The sequence below is a fragment of the Pseudomonas sp. MPB23 genome (assembly GCF_046605395.1).
Classification (GTDB): Bacteria; Pseudomonadota; Gammaproteobacteria; order Pseudomonadales; family Pseudomonadaceae; genus Aquipseudomonas.
In genome coordinates this window covers 5,739,732-5,763,256 of record NZ_CP176771.1, presented here as the reverse complement: position 1 = coordinate 5,763,256, position 23,525 = coordinate 5,739,732, and the positions used below count along the sequence as shown (strand labels likewise).

The 23,525-nt window shown below is 62.7% G+C and carries 23 protein-coding genes; 13 read left to right on the top strand and 10 right to left on the bottom strand.

The window, feature by feature from the left end; translation table 11 throughout:
- Positions 1-41: 41 nt before the first annotated feature.
- The 3 genes from ACLH0J_RS26110 to ACLH0J_RS26100 all read right to left on the bottom strand — a co-directional run bounded on the left by ACLH0J_RS26110 (position 42) and on the right by ACLH0J_RS26100 (position 1,751).
- Positions 42-509, bottom strand: coding sequence for an RNA methyltransferase (locus ACLH0J_RS26110; protein WP_010563721.1), 468 nt, complete (start codon positions 507-509; stop codon positions 42-44).
- Between the two features lie 122 nt (positions 510-631).
- Complete coding sequence (locus ACLH0J_RS26105; RefSeq protein WP_048725827.1) at positions 632-1,006, bottom strand: YajD family HNH nuclease; 375 nt, start codon at positions 1,004-1,006, stop codon at positions 632-634.
- Positions 1,007-1,064: 58 nt separating this feature from the next.
- Positions 1,065-1,751 carry a spermidine synthase gene (locus ACLH0J_RS26100; RefSeq protein ID WP_046035159.1) on the bottom strand — a complete coding sequence of 229 codons (687 nt, stop codon included), beginning with the start codon at positions 1,749-1,751 and terminating at the stop codon, positions 1,065-1,067.
- A 78-nt stretch (positions 1,752-1,829) separates the two neighbouring features.
- Between ACLH0J_RS26100 and ACLH0J_RS26095 the strand changes: the two genes are divergently transcribed.
- Positions 1,830-2,108, top strand: coding sequence for a hypothetical protein (locus ACLH0J_RS26095; protein WP_411389672.1), 279 nt, complete (start codon positions 1,830-1,832; stop codon positions 2,106-2,108).
- Here the strand turns inward: ACLH0J_RS26095 and ACLH0J_RS26090 are convergent.
- Positions 2,105-4,171 carry a S9 family peptidase gene (locus tag ACLH0J_RS26090; protein ID WP_411389671.1) on the bottom strand — a complete coding sequence of 689 codons (2,067 nt, stop codon included), beginning with the start codon at positions 4,169-4,171 and terminating at the stop codon, positions 2,105-2,107. The two genes, ACLH0J_RS26095 and ACLH0J_RS26090, sit on opposite strands and share 4 nt — an antisense overlap.
- A 21-nt stretch (positions 4,172-4,192) precedes the next feature.
- On the opposite strand from ACLH0J_RS26090, the gene ACLH0J_RS26085 reads away from it, so the two are divergent.
- From ACLH0J_RS26085 to ACLH0J_RS26060, 6 genes are all read left to right on the top strand, one after another.
- Positions 4,193-4,726 carry a hypothetical protein gene (locus ACLH0J_RS26085; RefSeq protein WP_010563725.1) on the top strand — a complete coding sequence of 178 codons (534 nt, stop codon included), beginning with the start codon at positions 4,193-4,195 and terminating at the stop codon, positions 4,724-4,726.
- A 30-nt stretch (positions 4,727-4,756) separates the two neighbouring features.
- Positions 4,757-5,533, top strand: coding sequence for a class II glutamine amidotransferase (locus ACLH0J_RS26080; RefSeq protein ID WP_411389670.1), 777 nt, complete (start codon positions 4,757-4,759; stop codon positions 5,531-5,533).
- A gap of 11 nt (positions 5,534-5,544) precedes the next feature.
- The gene (locus ACLH0J_RS26075) at positions 5,545-6,087 is read left to right on the top strand and encodes a DUF2937 family protein (protein ID WP_024074058.1); all 543 of its coding nucleotides are present in this window, start codon (positions 5,545-5,547) and stop codon (positions 6,085-6,087) included.
- A gap of 191 nt (positions 6,088-6,278) precedes the next feature.
- Positions 6,279-7,019: a 5-oxoprolinase subunit PxpA gene (locus tag ACLH0J_RS26070; protein WP_411389669.1), complete on the top strand. Its 741-nt coding sequence runs from the start codon at positions 6,279-6,281 to the stop codon at positions 7,017-7,019.
- On the top strand, positions 7,016-7,720 hold the full coding sequence (gene pxpB / locus ACLH0J_RS26065) for a 5-oxoprolinase subunit PxpB (RefSeq protein ID WP_411389668.1): 705 nt from the start codon (positions 7,016-7,018) through the stop codon (positions 7,718-7,720). Before ACLH0J_RS26070 ends, pxpB begins: the two co-directional genes overlap by 4 nt.
- Entirely contained in the window at positions 7,717-8,631 is a 915-nt protein-coding gene (locus ACLH0J_RS26060; protein WP_411389667.1) for a biotin-dependent carboxyltransferase family protein, read from the top strand. The genes pxpB and ACLH0J_RS26060 overlap by 4 nt, the downstream gene beginning before the upstream one ends.
- Before the next feature lie 78 nt (positions 8,632-8,709).
- Here the strand turns inward: ACLH0J_RS26060 and ACLH0J_RS26055 are convergent, their stop codons facing one another.
- From ACLH0J_RS26055 to ACLH0J_RS26045, 3 genes are all read right to left on the bottom strand, one after another.
- Positions 8,710-9,888 carry a vWA domain-containing protein gene (locus ACLH0J_RS26055; RefSeq protein ID WP_411389666.1) on the bottom strand — a complete coding sequence of 393 codons (1,179 nt, stop codon included), beginning with the start codon at positions 9,886-9,888 and terminating at the stop codon, positions 8,710-8,712.
- On the bottom strand, positions 9,888-10,733 hold the full coding sequence (locus tag ACLH0J_RS26050; RefSeq protein ID WP_411389665.1) for an AAA family ATPase: 846 nt from the start codon (positions 10,731-10,733) through the stop codon (positions 9,888-9,890). The genes ACLH0J_RS26055 and ACLH0J_RS26050 overlap by 1 nt, the downstream gene beginning before the upstream one ends.
- Before the next feature lie 157 nt (positions 10,734-10,890).
- Complete coding sequence (locus tag ACLH0J_RS26045; RefSeq protein ID WP_411389664.1) at positions 10,891-11,967, bottom strand: DUF748 domain-containing protein; 1,077 nt, start codon at positions 11,965-11,967, stop codon at positions 10,891-10,893.
- A gap of 126 nt (positions 11,968-12,093) precedes the next feature.
- On the opposite strand from ACLH0J_RS26045, the gene cysK reads away from it, so the two are divergent.
- Positions 12,094-13,068: a cysteine synthase A gene (gene cysK, locus ACLH0J_RS26040; RefSeq protein WP_411389663.1), complete on the top strand. Its 975-nt coding sequence runs from the start codon at positions 12,094-12,096 to the stop codon at positions 13,066-13,068.
- Between the two features lie 141 nt (positions 13,069-13,209).
- Positions 13,210-14,148, top strand: coding sequence for an aspartyl/asparaginyl beta-hydroxylase domain-containing protein (locus tag ACLH0J_RS26035; protein WP_411389662.1), 939 nt, complete (start codon positions 13,210-13,212; stop codon positions 14,146-14,148).
- 56 nt (positions 14,149-14,204) lie between these two features.
- Here the strand turns inward: ACLH0J_RS26035 and acnA are convergent, their stop codons facing one another.
- Positions 14,205-16,946, bottom strand: coding sequence for an aconitate hydratase AcnA (acnA, locus tag ACLH0J_RS26030; protein WP_411389661.1), 2,742 nt, complete (start codon positions 16,944-16,946; stop codon positions 14,205-14,207).
- 196 nt (positions 16,947-17,142) lie between these two features.
- Here acnA and rlmM point away from each other — a divergent pair, with 196 nt between their 5' ends.
- Both rlmM and tusA read left to right on the top strand, forming a co-directional pair.
- Complete coding sequence (gene rlmM / locus ACLH0J_RS26025) at positions 17,143-18,219, top strand: 23S rRNA (cytidine(2498)-2'-O)-methyltransferase RlmM (RefSeq protein ID WP_411389660.1); 1,077 nt, start codon at positions 17,143-17,145, stop codon at positions 18,217-18,219.
- Positions 18,220-18,246: 27 nt separating this feature from the next.
- Entirely contained in the window at positions 18,247-18,498 is a 252-nt protein-coding gene (gene tusA / locus ACLH0J_RS26020) for a sulfurtransferase TusA (protein ID WP_411389659.1), read from the top strand.
- Between the two features lie 5 nt (positions 18,499-18,503).
- Here tusA and ACLH0J_RS26015 read toward each other — a convergent pair whose 3' ends face one another.
- A complete protein-coding gene (locus tag ACLH0J_RS26015; RefSeq protein ID WP_411389658.1) occupies positions 18,504-19,886 on the bottom strand; it encodes an MATE family efflux transporter in 1,383 nt (460 codons plus the stop codon).
- 140 nt (positions 19,887-20,026) lie between these two features.
- Between ACLH0J_RS26015 and pdxB the strand changes: the two genes are divergently transcribed.
- On the top strand, positions 20,027-21,169 hold the full coding sequence (pdxB, locus tag ACLH0J_RS26010) for a 4-phosphoerythronate dehydrogenase PdxB (RefSeq protein ID WP_411389657.1): 1,143 nt from the start codon (positions 20,027-20,029) through the stop codon (positions 21,167-21,169).
- Between the two features lie 141 nt (positions 21,170-21,310).
- On the opposite strand, the gene ACLH0J_RS26005 is transcribed toward pdxB, so the two are convergent.
- On the bottom strand, positions 21,311-21,484 hold the full coding sequence (locus tag ACLH0J_RS26005) for a PA1571 family protein (RefSeq protein ID WP_411389656.1): 174 nt from the start codon (positions 21,482-21,484) through the stop codon (positions 21,311-21,313).
- Between the two features lie 244 nt (positions 21,485-21,728).
- Here ACLH0J_RS26005 and ACLH0J_RS26000 point away from each other — a divergent pair, with 244 nt between their 5' ends.
- Complete coding sequence (locus tag ACLH0J_RS26000; RefSeq protein WP_411392892.1) at positions 21,729-23,513, top strand: ABC transporter transmembrane domain-containing protein; 1,785 nt, start codon at positions 21,729-21,731, stop codon at positions 23,511-23,513.
- The last annotated feature ends 12 nt before the right edge of the window (positions 23,514-23,525 follow it).

The window sequence follows — 23,525 nt, the reverse complement described above, 5'->3', positions numbered from 1 at the left end:
ATGTAGCTGACTGCTTGAGGGCGCGGGATGTTCCCGGATAATCAGTATTTGGGGCCCGAACGGGTGTTGTTGCCTTTGGCCATGCGGTCGTAGAGCACCACGTTGACGGTGGCGGCGAGGTTCATGCAGCCGGTCGTCGGGATGTACACCACGTCTTCGCACCAGTCGCGGATGTCTTTATCCAGCGAACCGTCTTCAGGACCGAAGATGTACAACGCGCGGTCGGGGTGGGTGTATTCGGGCAGCGGGCGGGCGCCTTCGACCAACTCCACGGCGACCGGGATACAGCCCAGGGGCAGGATCTTCTTCAGGTCGTCGATGCCGATCAGCGGAATGTCGTGATGGACCTTCTTGGTGTCGGTGATGAAATCCCGGGCGCGCTCGTAACGCACGCCGGTGTAGAACACCGAGGCCACGCCGTAGCAACCGGCGGCGCGCATGACCGAACCGACGTTTTCGGGGGATTTGGGGTTATACAGACCGATGCAGCTGTAGCGTTTATTGCCCACGGGGAAGGGTGCCTTGGCGAAAAACCGCGATTATACGGGCAATGGCCGAAACAATGTGCCTGTGGAGAAGCGGCCTGCCACAACAAGCCACTTCTTCACCGCAGGCCCCTCACAACCCGGTGTCAGTCGTCTTTCTTCATCAACCCCGCCAACGCCGCAAACGGGTTGTGCGTGGCCTTGGCAATGGTCGGGCTGCTGGTGGAGCCTTCGCTGAAATACTGCTGGTCGGTGTAGCGCGAGTGTTCGTTGTCGTGGCAGTACAGGCACAGAAGCTCCCAGTTGGAGCCGTCCTGGGGGTTGTCATCATGATTGTGGTTGCGGTGGTGCACGGTCAGTTCGCTCAGGCGTTTGCCGGCGAATTCACGCGCGCAGCGGCCGCACACGTGGGGGTACATTTTCAGGGCTTTGTCGCGGTAGCCCATTTCCCGGTCGCGCTGGGCATCGGCGAGGATGCGGTCGAGCTTGGCGGTGTGGGAGGGCGGGTTGGTCGAGCTCATCATGGCTCCTGTCGTTGGGTGGTCACGGGTAGGTTGATTCTAGCCAATCGTGGCGCAATTAGCCCTTGAGCTTTTCGGCAATCCAGATGGTATGCCGCGTGCCCTTGTTGCCATGGGCGAACACCTGCACTTCTTCGGCCTTGAAGCCGGCCTTGCGCAGCTTGTCGCTGAACAGCTTGTCGGCGCTGGCCGACCACACCGCCAGCACGCCCTTGGGCCGCAGGGCCTTGGCGCAGGCGGCCAGGCCGCCGGCGGAGTACAGCCAACTGTTGGCCTTTTGCGTGAGGCCTTCGGGGCCGTTGTCGACGTCGAGCATGATCGCATCGAAGCCCTGGGGTTCGGCCTGCAACACTTTGGCCACGTCTTCCAGGCGGATCACCGTGCGTGGGTCCAGCAGCGGGCGGCCGGATTTTTCGCCCAGCGGCCCGCGGTTCCATTCCACGACGCCGGGCACCAGTTCGGCCACCACCACTTCGGCGGTCTTGCCCAAATGCTTGAGCGCCGAGGCGAGGGTGAAGCCCATGCCCAGGCCGCCGATCAGCACCCGCGAACCCGGACGACCGGCGACTTTGCGGCAGGGAATTTCTGCCAGCGCGTCTTCGGAGCCGTGCATGCGCGTGTTCATCAACTGGCCGCCGTCACCGCCCTGGATCTTGATGACAAAATCTTCACCGTATTCGAACAGGCACAAGGCACCGCCGTTGTCGGGGATCGGGGTGGTGTCCAGCAGAACGAAACGTTTCATGGAGATCTCATTGGGAAGGGCATTCTTGCGCGGTTGGGAGTAGCCTTACGACATTCCGGTCAGGCCATGGAGCCATCGATGAAGTGCAGCATTCTAACGGTCATTGTGCTCGGCGCGCTCGCATTGGGTGCGGCGCAGGCTCAGGAGTTGCAAACCGTCCCGGTCGCCCCCGCGCCAACTCCCGGTGCGCCGGGTACACCTACCCCGACGCTCTACCCGCAAGTCAGCCCACCGGCCGTGCCCAAGACGAACGGCTCGCCGCCCCTGGTGCCCATCGTGTTGCCGACGCCGCCGAAGGACCTGACCGTGCCCGGCCTGCTGCCCAACGACAGCAAGCCGAAAACGCCCGGCGGTTAGAACGATTGCGGGGCCAGCCCCAGCACCTTGAACACAAAGGCATATTCGAGCGCTACGTCACGAATGCCCTGGTAACGACCGCTCATCCCGCCGTGACCGGCCCCTAGTTCGGTCTTGAGCAGCAGCAGGTTGTCGTCCGTCTTGGTCGCGCGCAACTTGGCCACCCACTTGGCCGCTTCCCAGTACTGCACGCGGCTGTCGTTGTAGCCGGCGATCACCAGTGTGGCCGGGTAGGCCTGGGCGCTGACGTTTTCGTACGGGGCGTAGGCCTTGATGCGTTCATACACCTCGGGTTCTTCAGGGTTGCCCCATTCGTCGTATTCGGTGACGGTCAGCGGCAGGTCGGGATCGAGCATGGTGTTAAGCACGTCGACGAACGGCACTTCGGCAATCGCCGCCTGGAACAGTTCCGGGCGCTGGTTGAGCACCGCGCCGATCAGCAGGCCGCCGGCGCTGCCGCCGCTGATGACCAGTTGCTTGGCGGTGGTCAGGCCCTGGGCAATCAGGTGTTCGGCACAGGCGATAAAGTCGCTGAAGGTGTTCTGCTTGTGTGCCTGCTTGCCGTTGCGGTACCAGGCTTCGCCCAGTTCGCCGCCGCCGCGCACGTGGGCAATGGCGAAGGCCACGCCCCGGTCCAGCAGGCTCAGGCGCGCGTGGGAGAACCACGGGTCGAGGCTCTGGCCATAGGCGCCGTAGCCATACAGGTACAGCGGCGTCGGTTTGCCGAGCTGGTCACGCTTGACCACCAGGCTGATCGGCACCTGGGTGCCATCGGCGGAGGTCGCCCACAGGCGTTGGCTGATGTAGTCGTCGGCGTTGAACACACCGAGTACCGGGGTTTCCTTGAGCACCTGCTGTGCGCCGCTGGCCAGTTCCAACTGGCGTACCTGGGCCGGGCGGTTCAGCGCTTCGTAGCGCAGGCGGATCTTGTCGCTGGAGAACTCGAGGCTGTTCTGTACGTAGAGGCTGTAGGCGGCGTCAGGCAATTCCACGCGATAGGCCGGCACGCCTTGCGGATGCACTTCGATCACCGGCAGGCCGCCGATGCGCAGGCTCAAGGTCATGGCGCCGGCATTCAGGCTGACGCCGTCGAGCATCACCGCATCGCTGTGGGGGATCAGGTTCTGCCAGTCGGCTTCGGTCGGCACATGGCCAGTGTCTGCGGCGACGAACAGCGCGTAGTTGATGCCGTCTCGGTTGCTGCGGATGAACCAGGTCCACTCGCCGTCAAGCTGGCCGTGGTCGACATCGTATTCATGGTCTTCGACCCGTGGCGCCAGGCAGGTGAAGTCCAGGTGCGGTTGGTTGGCGTCCAACGCCCAGATTTCGCTGGTGGTCTTGCTGCCCAGGGCCAGCAGCAACTGGTGTTCGGAGCTTGAGCGGTAGCAATGCAGGAAGAAACGCCCGTCGGTCTCGTGGAACACTTCCTGCGCGGCGGTGCCGTCGAGGCGATAGCGATGCAGCTTGTGCGGTCGGTGGGTGTCGTCCAGTTCGCCGAAGAACAGGGTCAGGCTGTCATTGGCCCAGGTCATGCTGCCGTCGCAGTTGTCGAATGCCAGTTCGCTGACCTTGTCGGTGGCCAATTCCTTCACGTACAGGGTGTAGATCTCTTCGCCATTGGTGTCCAGGCTGTAGGCCAGGCGCTGGTGGTCGGGACTGATGCTGAAGGTGCCGAGGGAGAAGAAGCCGCCATTGGCCAGCACGTTCGGGTCCAGCAACAGTTCTTCGCTGCTTTCATCCACCTGATTGCTGTCATCGGCCGGGCGGCGGCAGCGGTAATGGCGGGCGTACTCATCGCCGGCGGTGGTGCGTGTGTAATACAGGTACGGGCCCCAGGGGGAGGGCAGCGACAGATCGGTTTCGAGGATGCGGCCCTTGATCTCTTCGAACAGGGTTTCGCGCAGTGTGGCCTGGTCGGCGAGCTGGGCTTCCTGCCAGGCGTTTTCGGCCTTGAGGTAATCGAGCACTTCAGCGCTGTCACGCTCTTGTAGCCAGGCATAGGGGTCTGGGCCTGGGGCTTTGCGGGCGATCGGGGCGGCAGTGATGTGGGTCGATGGCGGCATGGATCACTCTCTGTCTGGCGGATGGTGGCAGGCATTGCAGCCGCGACACGTAAAAGCCGTTATCATAGCGGCCTGTTTGCCTACCTTGCCATGGACACCATGACCGAGAACGACTATCTGACCGCTTGGGGCCTTTACGCCTTCGCCGCTTTGGGCTGCCTGTTGGTGTGGTGGCGCATGACCCGCTGGATCTGGCGCTGGCTGCGCGAGCCGCTGCAATTGTTGATGGCGGTGCTGCTGTTGAGCCCGACCATCGTCGACCCGGTCAAGACCCAGTTCGCGCCGGCCGTGGCCATCACGGCGCTGGACCTGGTGCTCAAGGTCGGCAATAACGCCTGGCGGGCGATTTCCGATTTGTTCATGTACACCATGATCGCGTTTGGCGTGTACCTCGTGTTTGTGCTGATCCGCTGGCCCATCGAGCGCGCCGCCAACGCCCGCCGCGAGCGCAAGGCCGCCGCCGATGCTGCCTTGGCCGCCGAGCCGGAAGACGATGACGAGCCGTTTCGTCGCCCGGCACCGGTGAGCGGTATGCGGGTCGAACCGCGCCTTTAACGTTGACTGCCCTGCATCGAGAGCCCTGGCATGTGTGAATTATTGGGCATGAGTGCCAACGTCCCCACCGATATCGTGTTCAGCTTTACCGGGCTGATGCAGCGCGGCGGGCGTACCGGCCCCCACCGCGACGGTTGGGGCATCGCCTTCTACGAAGGTCGTGGCCTGCGTCTGTTCCAGGACCCGGCCGCCAGCAGCGAATCGGAAGTCGCACTGCTGGTGCAGCGTTATCCCATCAAAAGTGAAGTGGTGATCGGCCATATCCGCCAGGCCAACGTCGGCAAGGTGTGCCTGTCCAATACCCACCCGTTCGTGCGCGAACTGTGGGGGCGCAACTGGTGTTTCGCCCACAACGGCCAGTTGGCCGACTTCGCTCCCCGCGCCACCTTCTACCGTCCGGTCGGCGATACCGACAGCGAAGCGGCGTTCTGCGACCTGCTCAACCGTGTGCGTGAAGCCTTCCCCGAGCCGGTGGACATCGAACGGATGCTGCCGGACCTGATCGCCGCCTGCGCCGAATACCGCAGCAAAGGCGTGTTCAACTGCCTGCTCAGCGATGGCGACTGGCTGTTCTGCTATTGCTCGACCAAATTGGCGCAGATCACCCGTCGCGCACCGTTTGGCCCGGCGCGCTTGAAAGATGTCGACGTGATCGTCGATTTTCAGGCGGAAACCACCCCCAATGATGTGGTGACGGTGATTGCCACCGAACCGTTGACCGACAACGAAAACTGGACCCGCTACGAACCGGGCCAATGGAGCCTGTGGCGACGCGGAGAATGCGTCAGCCAGGGCGTTACCGAGTAAGGATATCGACCATGTTGCTCAGTTATCTGCGGTTGGTGCTGTTTGCCATTGGCCTGTTGGTCGGTGTGCAAGTGCCGGGGTTCATCAACGATTACGCCAAGCGCGTCGAAGCCCACCTGATCGAGGCCCAGACCGGCCTGCGCGGGTTCGAATCCACCGCGCAGCAGTTTTTCAACGGCGACTTGCAGGCCCTGGTGGCCCACTACCGCGCCAGCGACGACCCGGTGTTCCAGAGCGATGCCAAGAGCCTGGGCGCGATGCTCGATCGCCAGGTGGCTTTGGACAAGCAATTCCAGGCGATGCAAGGCCCCTGGTACATCCGCGCCCTGCAAGTGGCGGTGGCCGCCGACCCGGATATCCGCCTGGAGACCTGGAACGGCTACAGCTACCAGATCCTGCTGACCCCCGAAGCCATGGGCTGGGGCCTGGGCGGGGCGATGCTGCTGTCGTTCGGCCTGGAGTGCCTGTTCCGGCTGATTGACTGGGTGGTGCTCGGCGGCAAGCGCCTGCGCCAGAGCCGGCCGATCGAAGAGCGTGACCTCAAGGGCCTCTAAAGACCCGTTGCCCCCCCTGTAGGCGCTGGCTTGCCGGCGATAGCGGTTCATCAGTCATCACCGCTATCGCCGGCAAGCCCATCCCCATGCGCCAATGCTTCGTTCTCCGGCCCCAAGTGTCGGGACAAGTTGCGAGTTCTGCGTAAAAAATCCCACACTACAAAAAAACAGAGCCTACAGGAGCAACCACCGTGAGCCGTCTGCTACTGAACTGCGACATCGGCGAAAGCTTTGGCAACTGGACGATGGGTCTGGACGCCGAGGTCATGCCGTTCATTGATTGCGCCAACGTGGCCTGCGGTTTCCATGCCGGCGACCCGAGCATCATGCGCAAGACCGTCGGCCTGGCGCTCAAGCACGGCGTGCAAGTGGGCGCACACCCGGCGTACCAGGACCTGCAAGGCTTCGGCCGCCGCTCCATGGCCTACACGCCGGAGGAAATCCAGGACCTGTTGCACTACCAGATCGGCGCCCTCGACGGTATCTGCCGGGCGCAAGGCGGGCGGGTCAGTTACGTCAAGCCCCACGGGGCGATGTACAACGACATGATGTCCAACCCCGCGCAGTTGCGCGCGGTGATCCAGGCCGTCGCGGCGTACGGCGACCTGCCGCTGATGCTGATGGCCACCCGCGACAACAGCGCGGCCAAAGCCCTGGGCAATGAGTATGGCGTGATCCTGTGGTTCGAGGCCTTCGCCGACCGTGGCTACGACAACAAGGGGCACCTGATGTCGCGCCAGTTACCCGGCGCCGTGCACCACGACGCCGAGACCATCATCCAGCAAGCGCTGACGATTTCCCGTGGCGAAGCCCTGACGGCCAGCGATGGCAGCCCGCTGGTCTTGCAGGCTAAAACCTTGTGCGTGCACGGCGACAACGCCAGCTCGGTGGCGGCGGTGCAACGCATCCGCGAGGCCTTGAAGCCCGCATGAAACCACGCATTGAAGTGGTGGCCATCGATTGCCTGATGGTGCGTCTGTTCGAGGCGATCGCCGAAGCCAATATGCCGTGGATGCTGGCCGCCACCCAACGCCTGCGCAGCGGATTCGGTGCGGCGTTGGTGGACCTGGTGCCGTCCTATACCACGCTGATGGTGCATTACGACCTCACCCAATTGAACCCGGCACACGCGCGGGAATTGATCGAGCAGGCCCTGACCGACCTGCAACCCCAGGCCCGGGGCAGCGGCCAGCACCATGTGCTGCCGGTGTGGTACGACCTGAGCGTCGGCCCTGAGTTGAGCGTGCTCAGCCAGCGCAGCGGCTTGTCCGTCGACGAGGTGATCCGCCGCCACAGCGCCCACGAATACCCAGTGTTCGCCCTCGGCTTCGCCCCTGGTTTTGCCTTTATGGGGCTGGTGGATGAATGCCTCGCCACGCCGCGCCTCAACACCCCGCGCAAACGCGTGGCCGCCGGCAGCGTCGGCATCGCCGAACGACAAACCGCAGCGTACCCAGCGGTGTCGCCAGGAGGCTGGAACCTGATCGGCCGCACCCCGGCCACACTGTTCGACCGCGACCGCGACGGTTACAGCCTGATGCAACCGGGCGATACGGTGCGCTTCGAGTCCGTGGATCACGCCGAATTCATCCGCCTGGGAGGCGATGACACGCCGTTGGAGGCGCAGGCATGAGCCGCTTGACGATTGAGGCCAGCACCCCGCTGTGCCTGTTGCAGGACGCCGGCCGCTTTGGCGTGCGCCACCTGGGCGTGACCCAGGGCGGGGCGCTGGATTGGGTGTCGATGTCCTGGGCCAACTGGCTGCTGGGCAATGCGCTGGACGCGCCGGTGGTGGAAATCACCCTGGGCGGGTTTACCCTGCGCGCCGAGGAATATTGCCTGCTGGCCCTGGCTGGTGCGGATCTGGGCGCGTCTATCGATGAGCGTGCCATCAGCCCCGGTCGCGGTTTTATCCTGCAAAAGGGCCAGCGTTTGCGCTTTACCCAACCGTTCAGCGGCGCGCGCGCTTACCTGGCGGCGCCGGGCGGGTTTGATGCGCCTGATGTGCTGGGCAGCTGTTCGACGGTGGTGCGTGAGGAACTGGGCGGGCTGGATGGCTTCGGCAAGCCCTTGGCCGAAGGCGGGCGGTTGGGCTATTCCGGTACCGGCGGGGCGATGAAAGTGCTGAGCACGACCGCGCTACCGGCCAAAGCACCACTGGATGTGATTGTCGGTGCGCAGATCGGCCGGTTCAGCGGCCAGAGCCTGTTCGATACCTTCAACACCGAATGGACCCTCGACAGCCGCGCCGACCGCATGGGCATGCGCTTGCTGGGCACGCCGCTCGAGTACCAGGGCCCAGCGCTGATTTCCGAAGGCATTCCCCTGGGGGCGGTCCAGGTACCGCCGGATGGGCAGCCGATCGTGTTGCTCAATGACCGGCAGACCATTGGCGGTTATCCGCGTCTGGGTGCATTGACGCCGTTGGCGCTGGCACGGCTGGCGCAGTGTTTGCCGGGAGAGAAAGTGCGCCTGGCGCCGATGGTGCAGGAGACTGCGCATCGCCAGCATCTTGAGTATCTGCAGCGGTTCACCACAGGCTAGAGAACACTGTGGACCAGAACTGTGGGAGGGGGCTTGCCCCCTCCCACATGGAGGTTGTGTTGAATGGGAGAGGGCGGGTCATTTGGAGAGAAAACGCATGCCTTCTTCCAGACCGCGCAAGGTCAGCGGATACATCTGATCCTCGACCAATTCCCGTACGATCCCGGTCGATGCGGTATAGCCCCAGGTGTCCTTGGGATACGGGTTTATCCAGATCAGCTTCTTGTACTTGGCCATGAAGCGCTGCATCCACACGTACCCCGGCTCCTCGTTCCAGTGTTCGACGCTGCCGCCGGCCTGGGTGATCTCATAGGGTGCCATCGACGCATCGCCGATAAAGATCACTTTGTAGTCGGCGCCGTACTTGTGCAGCAGGTCCTGGGTGGCGGTGCGCTCCGACGTGCGGCGCTGGTTGTTCTTCCACACCGACTCGTACACAAAGTTGTGGAAGTAGAAGTACTCCAAGTGCTTGAACTCGGTCTTGCAGGCCGAGAACAGTTCTTCGCAGATCTTCACATGGGCGTCCATCGAACCGCCGATGTCGAACAGCAACAGCAGCTTGATGGTGTTGCGCCGCTCCGGGCGCATCTGGATGTTCAGCAGCCCGGCATCGCGGGCGGTGTGGTCGATGGTGCCGTCGATGTCCAGCTCTTCGGCCGCGCCCTGGCGCGCGAACTTGCGCAGGCGGCGCAGGGCGATCTTGATATTGCGCGTGCCGAGTTCCACCTGATCGTCGAGGTTCTTGTACTCGCGCTGGTCCCAGACCTTGACCGCCTTGCCCTGGCGCTTGCCGGCATCGCCGACGCGAATGCCTTCCGGGTTGTAGCCGCCGGAACCGAACGGGCTGGTGCCGCCGGTGCCGATCCATTTATTGCCGCCGGCGTGGCGTTCCTTCTGTTCTTCCAGGCGTTTCTTGAATGCCTCTATGAGTTTGTCGAGGCCGCCGAGGGACTGGATCTGCGCGCGCTCTTCATCCGTCAGCGAACGCTCGAACTCCTTGCGCAGCCAGTCTTCGGGGATCAGCGCCTGCAGGTGGTCGTCGAGCTTTTCCAGGCCGTTGAAATAGGCGCTGAAGGCGCGGTCGAACTTGTCGAAATGCCGCTCGTCCTTCACCAGGATCGCCCGGGCCAAGTAGTAAAACTCGTCCATGTCGGCGAAGGTCACGCGCTGTTTCAGGGCGTTGATCAGGTCAAGCAGTTCACGCACCGACACCGGCACCTTGGCTGCGCGCATTTCATTGAACAGGTTGAGCAACATTATCGATTACCGCGACGGCTCATGAATGCCAGACGTTCCAGCAGTTGCACGTCTTGCTCGTTCTTGACCAAGGCACCGGCCAGGGGCGGGATGGCCTTGGTGGGATCGCGTTCGCGCAGCACCGCTTCGCCGATGTTGTCGGCCATCAGCAGCTTGAGCCAGTCCACCAGTTCTGAGGTGGAGGGTTTTTTCTTCAGGCCCGGTACTTTGCGCACGTCGAAAAACACGTCCAGCGCTTCGCTGACCAGGTCTTTCTTGATGTCGGGGTAGTGCACATCGACGATTTTTTGCAGGGTGGCGCGGTCGGGGAAGGCGATGTAGTGGAAGAAGCAGCGGCGCAGGAACGCGTCCGGCAGCTCTTTTTCGTTGTTGGAGGTGATGATGATGATCGGGCGTTTCTTGGCCTTGATGGTCTCGTCGATTTCGTAGACGTAGAACTCCATCTTGTCGAGTTCTTGCAGCAGGTCGTTGGGGAACTCGATGTCGGCCTTGTCGATTTCATCGATCAGCAGGATCACCCGCTCCTCGGACTCGAACGCTTCCCAGAGCTTGCCTTTCTTCAGGTAGTTGCGCACGTCGTGCACTTTGTCGACGCCCAGTTGCGAATCACGCAGGCGGCTGACCGCGTCGTACTCATACAGGCCCTGATGCGCCTTGGTGGTGGACTTGATGTGCCAGGTGATCAGCTTGGCGCCAAAGGATTCGGCCAGTTGCTCGGCGAGCATGGTCTTGCCGGTGCCGGGCTCACCCTTGACCAGCAGCGGACGCTCCAGCGTGATGGCAGCGTTGACGGCCAGTTTCAGGTCATCGGTGGCAACGTAGGCCTGGGTGCCTTCGAACTTCATCGGTCATTCCTCGAATTCATCAATGTCCGGACTATACCGCGCAGCCCCGGCGACTGTGAACGCAGACGGGCTATTCAGTCTCTGAATGGCCAGTCACCGTAGGCGCGAGCTTGTTGTTGTTGTTGTTGTTGTTGTTGTTGTCATTGTCGGGTGGGGGTCAGTCGGCGCTGGGTTTGGGTTGTTCGTAGCGGGCGTTGAAGGCCTGGATGAAACCATTACGCAAAATCGCCAAAAAGGCGGAGAACGCGCTGACATTTTGCTGATGCACGCTGCCACTGAGTTCGACGCGGGTGGCGAATTGGTTCCTGGACTGGTTCTTCAGCACGGTCTCGCTGGCGCCAACCACGGCCTCCCAGATTGAGCGAAAGATGTTCTTGTCCTTGTTTTCCACGTCCTGCTGCCAGTCGAAGACTTCCACATCCCGCAACAGCGGCTTGATGTAGCCGCGCAATTGGCCGTTTTCCGCCTGGGCTTCGATCACCACATCGCCGGTGCCGGCCTTGAAATCGAATTTGCCGTAGGCCGACGCGAAGTCATTCATGCGCTTGAGTTGCAAATCCTTGGCGCGGAAGCGGAACTCGAAATTTTCGAAATTGCTCAACGGGTCAAAGGTGGCGGTGGCTTCCAGCGGCGCCTGGCCTTGCAGCAGGGCCTTGCCGTCGAAGCGGGCATCGCGCTTGCCTTTGACGTCCACCACATTGGTCAGGTTATAGAAGCTGGCGTTGACCGAGGTGGCCGTGATGTTCACCGGCGGTTTGGAGCTGAAGTTATGAAAGGCGACCTTGCCGTCTTCGATGCGCACTTCATCGAGGGTGATCGGCAAGAGTTTTCCCAACTGCGCGCGCCAGTCGGTGCCCTTACCGGTCTGCGAGGCCTGCTGGTTGGCGCCGCCGTCGACGAAGTTCACCTCGGGGTTGATAAAGCGCACCTGGGCCACCACCGCATGGTCGTACCACAGCGAATGCCAGCTCACCGCGAGGTCGATCAGCGGCGCCTTGACGAACGGTACGGGCACCTTGCCGTCGACCTTGACGATCTGCAGGCCGTTGATCCGGTAGGCGCCGCGCCACAGGGCCAGGTCCACGTCGCTCACCTGGCCACGGTAGTCGCCCATGTCGGCGAGCTTGTCATTCAAGTAGTTGCGCACAAGGTAAGGCAGGGCGAGGTCGAGGGCGACCAGCACCACCACCAGTCCGGCGGCGGTCCATAGTGGCCAGCTGTAGCGACGTTTCATCGGGCGGTTCTCCATGCAGGTAGGGGGTGGACTGCGGTGAGGCCTGCAACGTTCCTCTGACTGGACGCGTTGCAACACGAGGCATACCCTTGTGGCCTTCCTGAAAATTGCCCAATAGGACCCGCCATGAGCCGCATCTTTGCAGACAACGCGCACTCCATCGGTAACACGCCACTGGTTCAGATCAACCGCGTCGCACCGCGTGGCGTGACCATTCTGGCCAAGATCGAGGGGCGTAACCCCGGCTATTCGGTGAAGTGCCGCATCGGCGCGAACATGATCTGGGACGCGGAAAGCACCGGCAAACTAAAGCCTGGCATGACCATTGTCGAGCCGACGTCGGGCAATACCGGTATTGGCCTGGCGTTTGTCGCCGCCGCCCGTGGCTACAAGCTGCTGCTGACCATGCCGGCGTCCATGAGTATCGAACGGCGCAAGGTGCTCAAGGCCCTCGGTGCCGAGCTGGTGCTGACCGAGCCGGCCAAGGGCATGAAAGGCGCAATCGACAAGGCCGCTGAAATCCTCGCCAGCGACCCGGCCAGTTATTTCATGCCCGCGCAGTTCGAAAACCCGGCCAACCCCGCAATCCACGAAAAAACCACCGGGCCGGAAATCTGGAACGACACCGATGGCGCCGTCGACGTGCTGGTGGCGGGCGTCGGCACCGGCGGCACCCTTACCGGGGTGTCGCGCTATATCAAGAACACTGCGGGCAAGCCGATCCTGTCGGTGGCCGTCGAGCCGATGGCGTCGCCGGTGATTACCCAGGCCCTGGCCGGTGAAGAGATCAAGCCCAGCCCGCACAAGATCCAGGGCATCGGCGCCGGTTTCGTGCCGAAGAACCTCGACCTGTCGATGGTCGACCGTGTGGAACTGGTGACCGATGAAGAATCCAAGGCCATGGCCCGGCGCTTGATGCAGGAAGAGGGGATTCTGTGCGGGATCTCCTGCGGTGCAGCCATGGCGGTTGCCGTACGCCTGGCCGAGAAGCCGGAAATGCAGGGCAAGACCATCGTCGTGATCCTGCCGGACTCCGGTGAACGCTACCTGTCTAGCATGCTGTTCAGCGACCTGTTTACCGATCAGGAAAACCAGGCTTGAGCCACAGGGGTTGATTTGTGTCAGCCGGTCAGCCGGGGCCTTCTGCATAATGGCCCAACTGTTTATCATGCCCGGCTGCTACGTCCGGTCTCCCGTTGCCGGGCGTCTGTTGGCCGGGCGCTTATTTCCAGGAGTTGCTGCATGACCTTTTCTTTGGCCGCCAAACTGTCGGTGTTGCTGGTGTTTATCGGCAGCACGCTGTACGTGCACCTGCGCGGCAAGGCCCGTTTGCCGATGTTGCGCCAGTTCGTTAACCATTCGGCGCTGTTCGCCCCGTATAACGCCTTGATGTACCTGTTCTCCGCCGTGCCGTCCAAGCCTTACCTGGACCGCAGCAAGTTCCCGGAACTGGATGTGCTCAAGGACAACTGGGAAGTGATCCGCGAAGAGGCCATGCACCTGTTCGACGAGGGTTATATCCGCGCCGCCGAGAAGAACAACGACGCCGGCTTCGGTTCGTTCTTCAAGAAGGGCTGGAAGCGTTTCTACCTCAAGTGGTACGACAAACCGCTGCCGTCGGCGGCAGCGCTGTGTCCCAGGACCGTAGAGCTGGTGAGCAGCATTCCCAACGTCAAGGGCGCGATGTTCGCGCTGTTGCCGGGCGGCAGCCATCTCAACCCGCACCGCGACCCGTTTGCCGGTTCCCTGCGTTACCACCTGGGCCTGTCCACGCCGAACTCCGACGCCTGCCGCATCTTCGTCGATGGCCAGGAATACGCCTGGCGCGATGGTGAAGACGTGATGTTCGACGAAACCTACGTGCACTGGGTGAAGAACGAGACGGAAAAGACCCGCGTGATCCTGTTCTGCGACATCGAGCGTCCGCTGAGCAGCCCGCTGATGACTCGCATCAACCGCTGGGTCAGCGCGCAACTGGGCCACGCCACCGCGCCGCAGAACCTCGATGACGAACGCGTTGGCGGCATCAACCAGGCCTATGCCTGGAGCAAGTCGTTCAGCGACAAGATCAGCAGTGTGGTCAAACAGTGGAAGCGCAAGCATCCCAAGGCCTACCGCGTTGCGCGGCCGGTGTTGGCGGTGGTGGTGGTGGTGCTGTTGTGGAAGTGGCTCTTCGGCTGATCTTCGGTCAAAAATGTGGGAGCAAGCCCCCTCCCACATTTGATTTACAGCGTCGCCTAAGAGGCGATCAACTGGCGCAGCACATAGTGCAGGATGCCCCCGGCCTTGAAGTATTCCACTTCATTGAGGGTGTCGATCCGGCACAGCACGTCGACCTTCTCGCGGCTGCCATCCTCGCGGGTAATCACCAGGGTCAGGTTCATGCGCGGCACGATCTCCACCGCGGTCAAACCGAGGATGTCGATCTTCTCCTTGCCGGTGAGCTTGAGCGCCTTGCGGTTCTGATCCAGCTTGAACTGCAACGGCAGCACGCCCATGCCCACCAGGTTGGAACGGTGGATCCGCTCGAAGCTTTCGGCGATCACCGCCTTGACCCCCAGCAGGTTGGTGCCCTTGGCGGCCCAGTCGCGGCTTGACCCGGTGCCATATTCCTGGCCGGCGATCACCACCAGCGGGGTGCCCGAGGCCTGGTATTGCATCGCGGCGTCGTAGATCGGCATTTTCTCGCCGGTGGGGATGTACAGCGTATTGCCGCCTTCTTCGCCGCCGAGCATTTCATTGCGGATACGGATATTGGCGAAGGTGCCGCGCATCATCACTTCATGGTTGCCCCGGCGTGAACCGTAGGAGTTGAAGTCGCGCGGCTCCACGCCTTGTTCGCGCAGGTAGCGACCGGCGGGGCTGTCGGCCTTGATGTTGCCGGCGGGGGAGATGTGGTCGGTGGTCACCGAATCGCCCAGCAAAGCCAGGACGTTGGCGCCGTTGATGTCTTTGATCACCGGCAGCGGACCGGCAATGTCGTCGAAGAACGGCGGGTGCTGGATGTAGGTGGAGTCCTTCTGCCACACATAGGTCGCGGCCTGCGGCACTTCAATGGCTTGCCACTGCGCGTCGCCGGCAAACACCTCGGCGTATTCCTTGTGGAACATGCCGGTGCTGACCTGGGCGACCGCGTCGGCAATCTCCTGGCTGCTTGGCCAGATGTCCTTGAGGTAAACCGGATTGCCGTGTTGATCGTTGCCCAGCGGTTCGCGGCTGATGTCGATGCGCACCGTACCGGCCAACGCATACGCCACCACCAGCGGCGGCGAGGCCAGCCAGTTGGTTTTCACCAGCGGGTGCACCCGGCCCTCGAAGTTACGGTTGCCGGACAGCACCGAGGCGACGGCGAGGTCGGCCTTCTGGATGGCTTTCTCGATCGGCTCGGGCAACGGGCCGGAGTTGCCGATGCAGGTGGTGCAGCCATAGCCCACCAGGTCGAAGCCGAGCTTGTCCAGGTACTGGGTGAGGCCGGCGGCCTTGTAGTAGTCGGTGACCACTTTGGAGCCGGGCGCTAGGGAGGTCTTGACCCAGGGTTTGCGGGTCAGGCCTTTTTCCACGGCTTTTTTCGCCACCAGCCCGGCGGCCATCATCACGCTGGGGTTGGAGGTGTTGGTGCAGGAGGTGATCGCAGCGATCACCACGGCGCCGTTTTTCAGGCGATAGGTCTGGCCGTCGTACTCGTAGTCGGTTTCGCCCACCAGATCGGCATTGCCCACGGCCACACCGCCGCCGCCTTCGCTTTCCAGGCGACCTTCTTCCTTGTTGGTCGGTTTGAATTGCAGGTCGAGGAAGTCACTGAACGCCTGGCTGACGTTCGGCAGCGACACACGGTCCTGCGGGCGTTTGGGGCCGGCGAGGCTGGCTTCGACGCTCCCCATGTCCAGGGCCAGGCTGTCGGTGAACACCGGCTCTTGACCCGCATTGCGCCACAGGCCCTGGGCCTTGGTGTAGGCCTCGACCAGTTTCACCGTCGCGGCTGGTCGGCCTGACAGGCGCAGGTAGTCCAGCGTCACCTCATCCACCGGGAAAAAGCCGCAGGTGGCGCCGTATTCCGGGGCCATGTTGGCGATGGTGGCGCGGTCCGCCAGGGGCAGGTCGGCCAGGCCGTCGCCGTAGAACTCGACGAATTTGCCGACCACACCTTTCTTGCGCAGCATTTGGGTGACAGTCAGCACCAGGTCGGTGGCGGTGATGCCTTCTTTCAACTTACCGGTGAGCTTGAAGCCGATCACTTCCGGAATCAGCATCGACACCGGCTGGCCGAGCATCGCCGCTTCCGCTTCGATCCCGCCCACGCCCCAGCCGAGCACGCCCAGGCCGTTGATCATGGTGGTGTGGGAGTCGGTGCCCACCAGGGTGTCGGGGAACGCATAGGTGCGGCCGTCTTCGTCCTTGGTCCACACGGTGCGGCCAAGGTATTCGAGGTTGACCTGATGGCAAATGCCGGTGCCCGGCGGTACCACGCTGAAGTTGTCGAAGGCGCTCTGGCCCCAGCGCAGGAAGGCGTAGCGTTCGCCGTTGCGCTGCATTTCGATGTCGACGTTTTGCTTGAACGCGCCGGTGGTGCCGAACTTGTCGACCATCACCGAGTGGTCGATGACCAGGTCTACCGGCGACAGCGGGTTGATACGCTGCGGGTCGCCACCGGCCTTGGCCACGGCGGCGCGCATGGCGGCGAGGTCGACCACGGCCGGCACGCCGGTAAAGTCCTGCATCAGCACGCGGGCGGGGCGGTATTGGATCTCGCGGTCGGAGCGGCGCTCTTTGAGCCAGGCGGCGATGGCCTTGAGGTCGGCGCCGGTGACGGTCTTGTCGTCTTCCCAGCGCAGCAGGTTTTCCAGTAGCACCTTGAGGGACATCGGCAGCGTGTCCAGGTCACCCAGGCGTTTGGCGGCTTCGGGCAGGCTGAAATAGTGATAAGTCTTGTCGTCGACTTGCAGGGTTTTAAGGGTTCTCAGGCTATCAAGGGATGACATTTACATGACTCCTTTTGGTCCGCACGGCTACGGACCTGACGGGACGAACAGAGCTATCAAACTAGCGCTGTTTTCAGTAGCTGGCTAATTACTGGACTCTATGGACAGATCCAAGGTTCCGAAGTCAGCTATCATGCGCGCGTTTTCATGACAGACATTGCGATACCGCAAGTCCGTTGCGTCGCCAGGAGAATCGATGAACACCCTTTTTATGCACTGCCGCCCGGGTTTTGAAGGCGAAGTCTGTTCCGAGATCGCGGAACACGCCGCGCGCCTGAACGTTTCCGGCTACGCCAAGGCCAAGACCGGCAGCGCCTGCGCCGAATTTGTCTGCACCGAGGAAGACGGCGCCCAGCGCCTGATGCACGGCCAGCGTTTTGCCGAGCTGATCTTCCCCAGGCAGTGGGCGCGCGGGGTGTTCATCGACTTGCCGGAAACCGACCGCATCAGCGTGATCCTTAAGCACCTGCAAGGTTTTCCGGTGTGCGGCAGCCTGTGGCTGGAGATGGTCGACACCAACGACGGCAAGGAGCTGTCGAACTTCTGCAAGAAATTCGAAGTGCACTTGCGCAAAGCCCTGCTCAACGCCGGCAAGCTGGTGGACGACCCGAGCAAGCCGCGCCTGCTGCTGACCTTCAAGAGCGGCCGTGAAGTGTTCATGGGCCTGGCCGAGTCGAATAACTCGGCGATGTGGCCGATGGGCATCCCGCGCCTGAAATTCCCCCGCGACGCGCCCAGCCGCTCGACCCTGAAGCTGGAAGAGGCCTGGCACCACTTCATCCCCCGCGATCAGTGGGACGAACGCCTGCACGGCGACATGACCGGCGTCGACCTGGGCGCCGCCCCCGGCGGCTGGACCTGGCAACTGGTCAACCGCGGCATGCTGGTGACCGCCATCGACAACGGCCCCATGGCCGAAAGCCTGATGGACACCGGCCTGGTCCAACACCTGATGGCCGACGGCTTCACTTTCGTGCCCAAGCAGCCGGTGGACTGGATGGTGTGCGACATCGTCGAGAAACCCGCGCGCAACGCGGCGCTGTTGGAAACCTGGATCGGCGAGGGTTATTGCCGTGAAGCGGTGGTGAACCTGAAGTTGCCGATGAAGCAGCGCTTCGCCGAGGTCAAGCGCTTGCTGGAGCGTATCGAGGACGGTTTCAAGGCGCGTGGGATCCGGGTGGAGATCGGTTGCAAGCAGCTGTACCACGACCGTGAAGAAGTGACCTGCCACCTGCGTCGGCTGGTGGATGTGAAGAAAACCAAGGCCCGTTAAACTGCGCGCCTGCTTCAGGAGTAATCAATGAGCGATATGACCGACACCGCCGTCGACGGCATCCTCGACGCCACGGGCCTCAACTGCCCGGAGCCGGTGATGATGCTGCACCAGCACATCCGCGACCTGCCGCCTGGCGGCTTGCTCAAGGTCATCGCGACCGACCCGTCGACGCGCCGCGATATCCCCAAGTTCTGCGTGTTCCTGGACCACGAACTGGTGGGTCAGCAGGAGCAGGCCGGCACCTATCTGTACTGGATCCGCAAAAAAGCCGACTGACGCGCCTACCGTTGGCGAATGCGCCGGCGTGCACTGCGCGCCAGGCGCACCAGCAACATCCCCGCCGCACAGCTCAGGCCCACGATCAGCCCTTGCCACAACCCGCTCGGGCCGCTGGGTTCGCCGAGCCAGTCGGTCAGCCCCAGGGCATAACCCACCGGCAACCCCACGCCCCAATAGGCGAACAGCGTCAGCACCATGGTGACCCGGGTGTCCTGATAGCCGCGCAACGCACCGGCGGCGGTGACTTGGATCGAATCGGAGAACTGGAACAGCGCGGAGAACACAATCAGCGTCGACGCCAGGTGGATGACGATCGGGTCCGGGGTGTAGATCGCTGCAATCTGCTCGCGAAACACCAACATCAGGCTGCAGGACAGGCAGGCATAGGCCAGTGCCGTGCCCATGCCGACCCCGGCGGCGAAGCGTGCTTCACGCGGCTCGCCACGCCCCAGGGCCTGGCCGACGCGCACGGTGACGGCCATGCTCAGGGAGTAGGGGATCATGAACACCAGGGAACTGACGTTCAGCGCGATCTGATGGCCGGACACCACCATGGCGCCCAGGCCGCCGAGCAGCAGGGCGATCACGGCAAAGATGCTCGACTCGGCAAAGATCGCGATGCCGATCGGCAGGCCAATCGCCAATATGCGTTTAATCACCGACCACTGCGGCCAGTCGAAACGCTTGAACAGTTCGCTGCTCTGATACGCCGGGCCCCAGCGTGTCCAGCCGGCCAGGCCGAGCATCATCACCCACATCGCGATGGCCGTGGCCCAGCCGCAGCCCACGCCGCCCATGGCCGGCACACCGAGGTGGCCGTAGATGAAGATGTAGTTCAGCGGAATATTCAGCGCCAGCCCGCACAGGCCCATCACCATGCTCGGCCGCGTGCGACCCAGGCCATCGCTGAAACAGCGCAGCACGTAATACAGCGCAACGGCCGGCATGCCGGCGGCAATGCCATGCAGGTAGCCCATGGACGGTTCGATCAGGTCCGGCTCGACGTTCATGGCGTGCAGGATCGGTTCGGCGCAGAGCAGCAGCAATGCCCCGGCGATGCCGACCACCACCGCCAGCCACAAGGACTGGCGCACCAGCGGGCCGATCTCGCGGTACTGGCCTGCACCGTAGCGCTGGGCGACTTTCGGCGTGGTGGCCAGCAAGGTGCCAGTCATCAGCAGGTACACCGGAATCCAGATCGAATTGCCCAGGCCCACCGCCGCCAGGTCCTGAGGACTGACGCGCCCGGCCATCACCGCATCGACAAAGCTCATCGCCGTGGTTGCCAGTTGGCCGATCATGATCGGCAGGGCGAGGGTCATCAGGTTGCGCACTTCACGGCTGACGCGTGCGGGGCGGGTGAGGGGGGTGGTGGCAGTGTTCACGTACAGATGTCCAGTAAAGCGAAACGCAAGGACGGCGGATTCTACGCCTTGACATAACGGTCAGGAAAAAACCTGTGTTAGCGATTTGTAAGCGTGCGTCGCGATCCCTGTACACTGCGGGTCCGCCAAAGGAGCCTGCCATGCTGATTGTTGCCGACGAAAATATCCCGCTGCTCGATGCATTCTTCCAAGGATTTGGCGAAATTCGCCGGGTACCCGGCCGTTCCATCGACCGCGCCACGGTCGAGCAGGCCGATGTGCTGCTGGTGCGCTCAGTCACCAACGTCAACCGTGCGCTGCTCACGGGGACGAAGGTGCGCTTTGTCGGCACCTGCACCATCGGCACCGATCACCTGGACCTGGACTACTTCAAACAGGCCGGCATCCAGTGGTCCAGCGCCCCCGGCTGTAACGCACGGGGCGTGGTGGACTACGTACTGGGCAGCCTGCAGACCCTGGCCGAAATCGAAGGCGCCGACCTCGGTGCGCGTACCTATGGCGTTGTCGGTGCCGGTGAAGTGGGCGGCCGGCTGGTCAAGGTGCTCAAGGGACTGGGCTGGAACGTGCTGGTGTGCGACCCGCCACGGCAGATCGCCGAAGACGGTGATTACGTCAGCCTGGCGCAGATCATCGAGCAATGCGATGTGATCAGCCTGCACACGCCGTTGACCAAGTCCGGCAACGGTTCGACCTGGCACTTGTTCGACCGCGAGCGCCTCAACCGCCTCAAGCCCGGCACCTGGCTGATCAACGCCAGCCGCGGCCCGGTGGTGGATAACGCGGCCTTGCGCGACGTGTTGCTGGCGCGTGAAGACCTGCAAGCCGTGTTGGATGTATGGGAAGGCGAGCCGGAAGTGGATGTCGACCTGGCTGATTTGTGCGTGCTGGCGACGCCGCATATCGCCGGTTACAGCCTGGACGGCAAACAGCGCGGCACGGCGCAGATTTACCAGGCGTTCTGTGGGTATCTGGGGCAGGAGCCGAGCATTCGACTGAGCGACTTGCTGCCGCCGCCGTGGCTTGCCGAAGTGCACTTGAATGCATCGACCGACCCGGCCTGGGCGCTGGCGACGTTATGCCGCAGCGTGTACGACCCGCGCCGGGATGATGCGGATTTCCGTCGCAGCCTCGTGGGAACCGTGCAAGAGCAACGCAAGGCGTTCGACCTGCTGCGCAAGCATTACCCGGAGCGTCGTGAAATCGATGGCTTGAAGGTGCGCATTAATGGCGAGTCCGCCGCGATTTCAGCAATCGTCTCAGCCCTGGGCGCCGAATTGCTATAGGAGCCGGCTTGCCAGCGAAAAATCTTTAGGCGCCGCGTTCATTCTGGCGACTCGCGTCATCGTTGACGACCATCGCTGGCAAGCCCGCGCCTACAGAAAAAAACCGGCCATCAAGGCCGGTTCTGAAAGAGCGTGGGCGCTTCAGCCTTGCTGCGCAGGCTTGACCAGTCGCTGTTCCAACTCGCTGCACGCTTGCTGGATCATCTCTTCGGTAATCTGCACTTCACAGCCGTTTGCGTCGATGTATGAGCAAGGCAATGGCTGCGGTTGGCGAATCACTTCAATTTTGGCATCGCTGCTATTTTGCAAGGTCATGGCCTGTCTCCTCATCAGGTTTGTACCTACTCTAAAACCCCCGCGTGACCGCACTGTTACAACTCCTTGCACGTTCAGCGGTTCGAGCCCTCAGTCCACCAGAAACCCACAGGAATTTCCAGTCGGGCGTTAGAACGATAGCCTCTAGGGGCCGGCATCGGCGGGCATAATTAACCTGACTCATTGTTATTTGCCCAAGTTCCCCCAATGTAAGAAGGCAGGTACCTCTCTCTCCTTTTTGGTGATGCCCTCCATGTTCTCAGTCCGACAACGCCGCGCCATTCGCCTGGCCAGCCGCTTTATCGCGCCCTACCGCTGGCAGGCGCTGGGCGCCCTGTTGGCGCTGATCGTCACCGCCGGCATCACCTTGTCCATGGGGCAGGGCATTCGCCTGTTGGTGGACCAGGGCTTCATGACCCAGTCACCCCATCTGCTCAACCAGTCCATCGGCCTGTTCATGGTGCTGGTGCTGGGCCTGGCAGTGGGCACGTTTGCGCGTTTCTACCTGGTGTCGTGGATCGGCGAGCGGGTGGTGGCCGATATTCGTCGGCAGGTGTTCAACCACCTGATCTATCTGCATCCGGGCTTCTATGAAAACAATCGCAGCTCGGAAATCCAATCGCGGCTGACCACCGACACCACCTTGTTGCAATCGGTGATCGGCTCGTCGCTGTCGCTATTCCTGCGCAATGCGCTGATGGTCATCGGCGGTATCGTGCTGCTGTTCATCACCAACCCCAAGCTCACCAGCATCGTGGTGATCGCGCTGCCGCTGGTGCTGGCGCCGATCCTGATTTTCGGCCGGCGCGTACGCAGCCTGTCGCGCTTGAGCCAGGACCGTATCGCCGATGTCGGCAGCTACGTGTCCGAGACCCTCGGCCAGATCAAGACCGTGCAGGCCTACAACCATCAGGTGCAGGACGAACAACGCTTCGCCGTGACCGTGGAGCAGGCGTTTACCACTGCACGCAAGCGCATCGCCCAGCGCGCCTGGCTGATTACCCTGGTGATCATGCTGGTGCTCGGCGCTGTAGGGGTGATGCTGTGGGTCGGCGGCATGGACGTGATCAGTGGGCGTATTTCCGGCGGCGAACTGGCCGCGTTCGTGTTCTACAGCCTGATCGTTGGCAGCGCCGTCGGCACCCTGAGCGAAGTGCTCGGCGAACTGCAACGCGCTGCCGGTGCGGCGGAGCGGATCGGCGAATTGTTGCAGTCGAACAACGAAATCCAGGCGCCGACCACGGGCGCCGTGACGTTGCCCGAGCGCGTCAGCGGCCGCATGGAGCTGCAAGACCTGCACTTTTCCTACCCCTCACGGCCAGACAGTTACGCCATCGACGGTTTGAGCCTGACCATCAACCCCGGCGAAACCCTGGCGCTGGTGGGGCCGTCCGGGGCAGGCAAGTCGACGATTTTCGACCTGCTGTTGCGCTTCTACGACCCTCAGCAAGGTCGCATCCTGCTTGAAGGGCACCCGCTGACCGAACTCGATCCCCTCGACCTGCGCCGCCATTTCGCCCTGGTGTCCCAGAGCCCGGCGCTGTTCTTCGGCAGCGTCGAAGAGAACATTCGCTACGGTAACCCGAGCGCTACCCGCGAACAGGTCGAAGCCGCCGCCCGCATCGCCCATGCCCACGACTTCATTCTGCAAATGCCCAACGGCTACCAGACCCACCTCGGCGACGGCGGTATGGGCCTCTCCGGTGGCCAACGGCAGCGCCTGGCCATTGCTCGTGCGTTGCTGGTGGACGCGCCGATCCTGCTGCTGGACGAAGCCACCAGCGCCCTCGACGCCCAGAGTGAACACCTGATCCAGCAGGCGCTGCCGCAGTTGATGCAAGGCCGCACCACGCTGGTCATCGCCCATCGCCTGGCAACGGTGAAGAACGCCGATCGGATTGCGGTGATGGACCAGGGCAAGCTGGTGGCGGTGGGCACGCATCAGCAGTTGATCGCCAGCAACCCGCTGTATGCGCGGTTGGCGGCGTTGCAGTTCAGTGATGGCGTGGAGGAACAGGTAGCGCACTGAAATCGCCGCGCA

Bases quoted from the DNA above. Each gene is read 5' to 3' on its own strand.
- ACLH0J_RS26105 (WP_048725827.1), bottom strand. From the start codon at position 1,006: ATGAGCTCGACCAACCCGCCCTCCCACACCGCCAAGCTCGACCGCATC.
- ACLH0J_RS26100 (WP_046035159.1), bottom strand. From the start codon at position 1,751: ATGAAACGTTTCGTTCTGCTGGACACCACCCCGATCCCCGACAACGGC.
- ACLH0J_RS26095 (WP_411389672.1), top strand. From the start codon at position 1,830: ATGAAGTGCAGCATTCTAACGGTCATTGTGCTCGGCGCGCTCGCATTG.
- ACLH0J_RS26090 (WP_411389671.1), bottom strand. From the start codon at position 4,171: ATGCCGCCATCGACCCACATCACTGCCGCCCCGATCGCCCGCAAAGCC.
- ACLH0J_RS26085 (WP_010563725.1), top strand. From the start codon at position 4,193: ATGGTGGCAGGCATTGCAGCCGCGACACGTAAAAGCCGTTATCATAGC.
- ACLH0J_RS26080 (WP_411389670.1), top strand. From the start codon at position 4,757: ATGTGTGAATTATTGGGCATGAGTGCCAACGTCCCCACCGATATCGTG.
- ACLH0J_RS26075 (WP_024074058.1), top strand. From the start codon at position 5,545: ATGTTGCTCAGTTATCTGCGGTTGGTGCTGTTTGCCATTGGCCTGTTG.
- pxpB (WP_411389668.1), top strand. From the start codon at position 7,016: ATGAAACCACGCATTGAAGTGGTGGCCATCGATTGCCTGATGGTGCGT.
- ACLH0J_RS26060 (WP_411389667.1), top strand. From the start codon at position 7,717: ATGAGCCGCTTGACGATTGAGGCCAGCACCCCGCTGTGCCTGTTGCAG.
- ACLH0J_RS26055 (WP_411389666.1), bottom strand. From the start codon at position 9,888: ATGTTGCTCAACCTGTTCAATGAAATGCGCGCAGCCAAGGTGCCGGTG.
- ACLH0J_RS26050 (WP_411389665.1), bottom strand. From the start codon at position 10,733: ATGAAGTTCGAAGGCACCCAGGCCTACGTTGCCACCGATGACCTGAAA.
- ACLH0J_RS26045 (WP_411389664.1), bottom strand. From the start codon at position 11,967: ATGAAACGTCGCTACAGCTGGCCACTATGGACCGCCGCCGGACTGGTG.
- cysK (WP_411389663.1), top strand. From the start codon at position 12,094: ATGAGCCGCATCTTTGCAGACAACGCGCACTCCATCGGTAACACGCCA.
- ACLH0J_RS26035 (WP_411389662.1), top strand. From the start codon at position 13,210: ATGACCTTTTCTTTGGCCGCCAAACTGTCGGTGTTGCTGGTGTTTATC.
- acnA (WP_411389661.1), bottom strand. From the start codon at position 16,946: ATGTCATCCCTTGATAGCCTGAGAACCCTTAAAACCCTGCAAGTCGAC.
- rlmM (WP_411389660.1), top strand. From the start codon at position 17,143: ATGAACACCCTTTTTATGCACTGCCGCCCGGGTTTTGAAGGCGAAGTC.
- tusA (WP_411389659.1), top strand. From the start codon at position 18,247: ATGAGCGATATGACCGACACCGCCGTCGACGGCATCCTCGACGCCACG.
- pdxB (WP_411389657.1), top strand. From the start codon at position 20,027: ATGCTGATTGTTGCCGACGAAAATATCCCGCTGCTCGATGCATTCTTC.
- ACLH0J_RS26005 (WP_411389656.1), bottom strand. From the start codon at position 21,484: ATGACCTTGCAAAATAGCAGCGATGCCAAAATTGAAGTGATTCGCCAA.
- ACLH0J_RS26000 (WP_411392892.1), top strand. From the start codon at position 21,729: ATGCCCTCCATGTTCTCAGTCCGACAACGCCGCGCCATTCGCCTGGCC.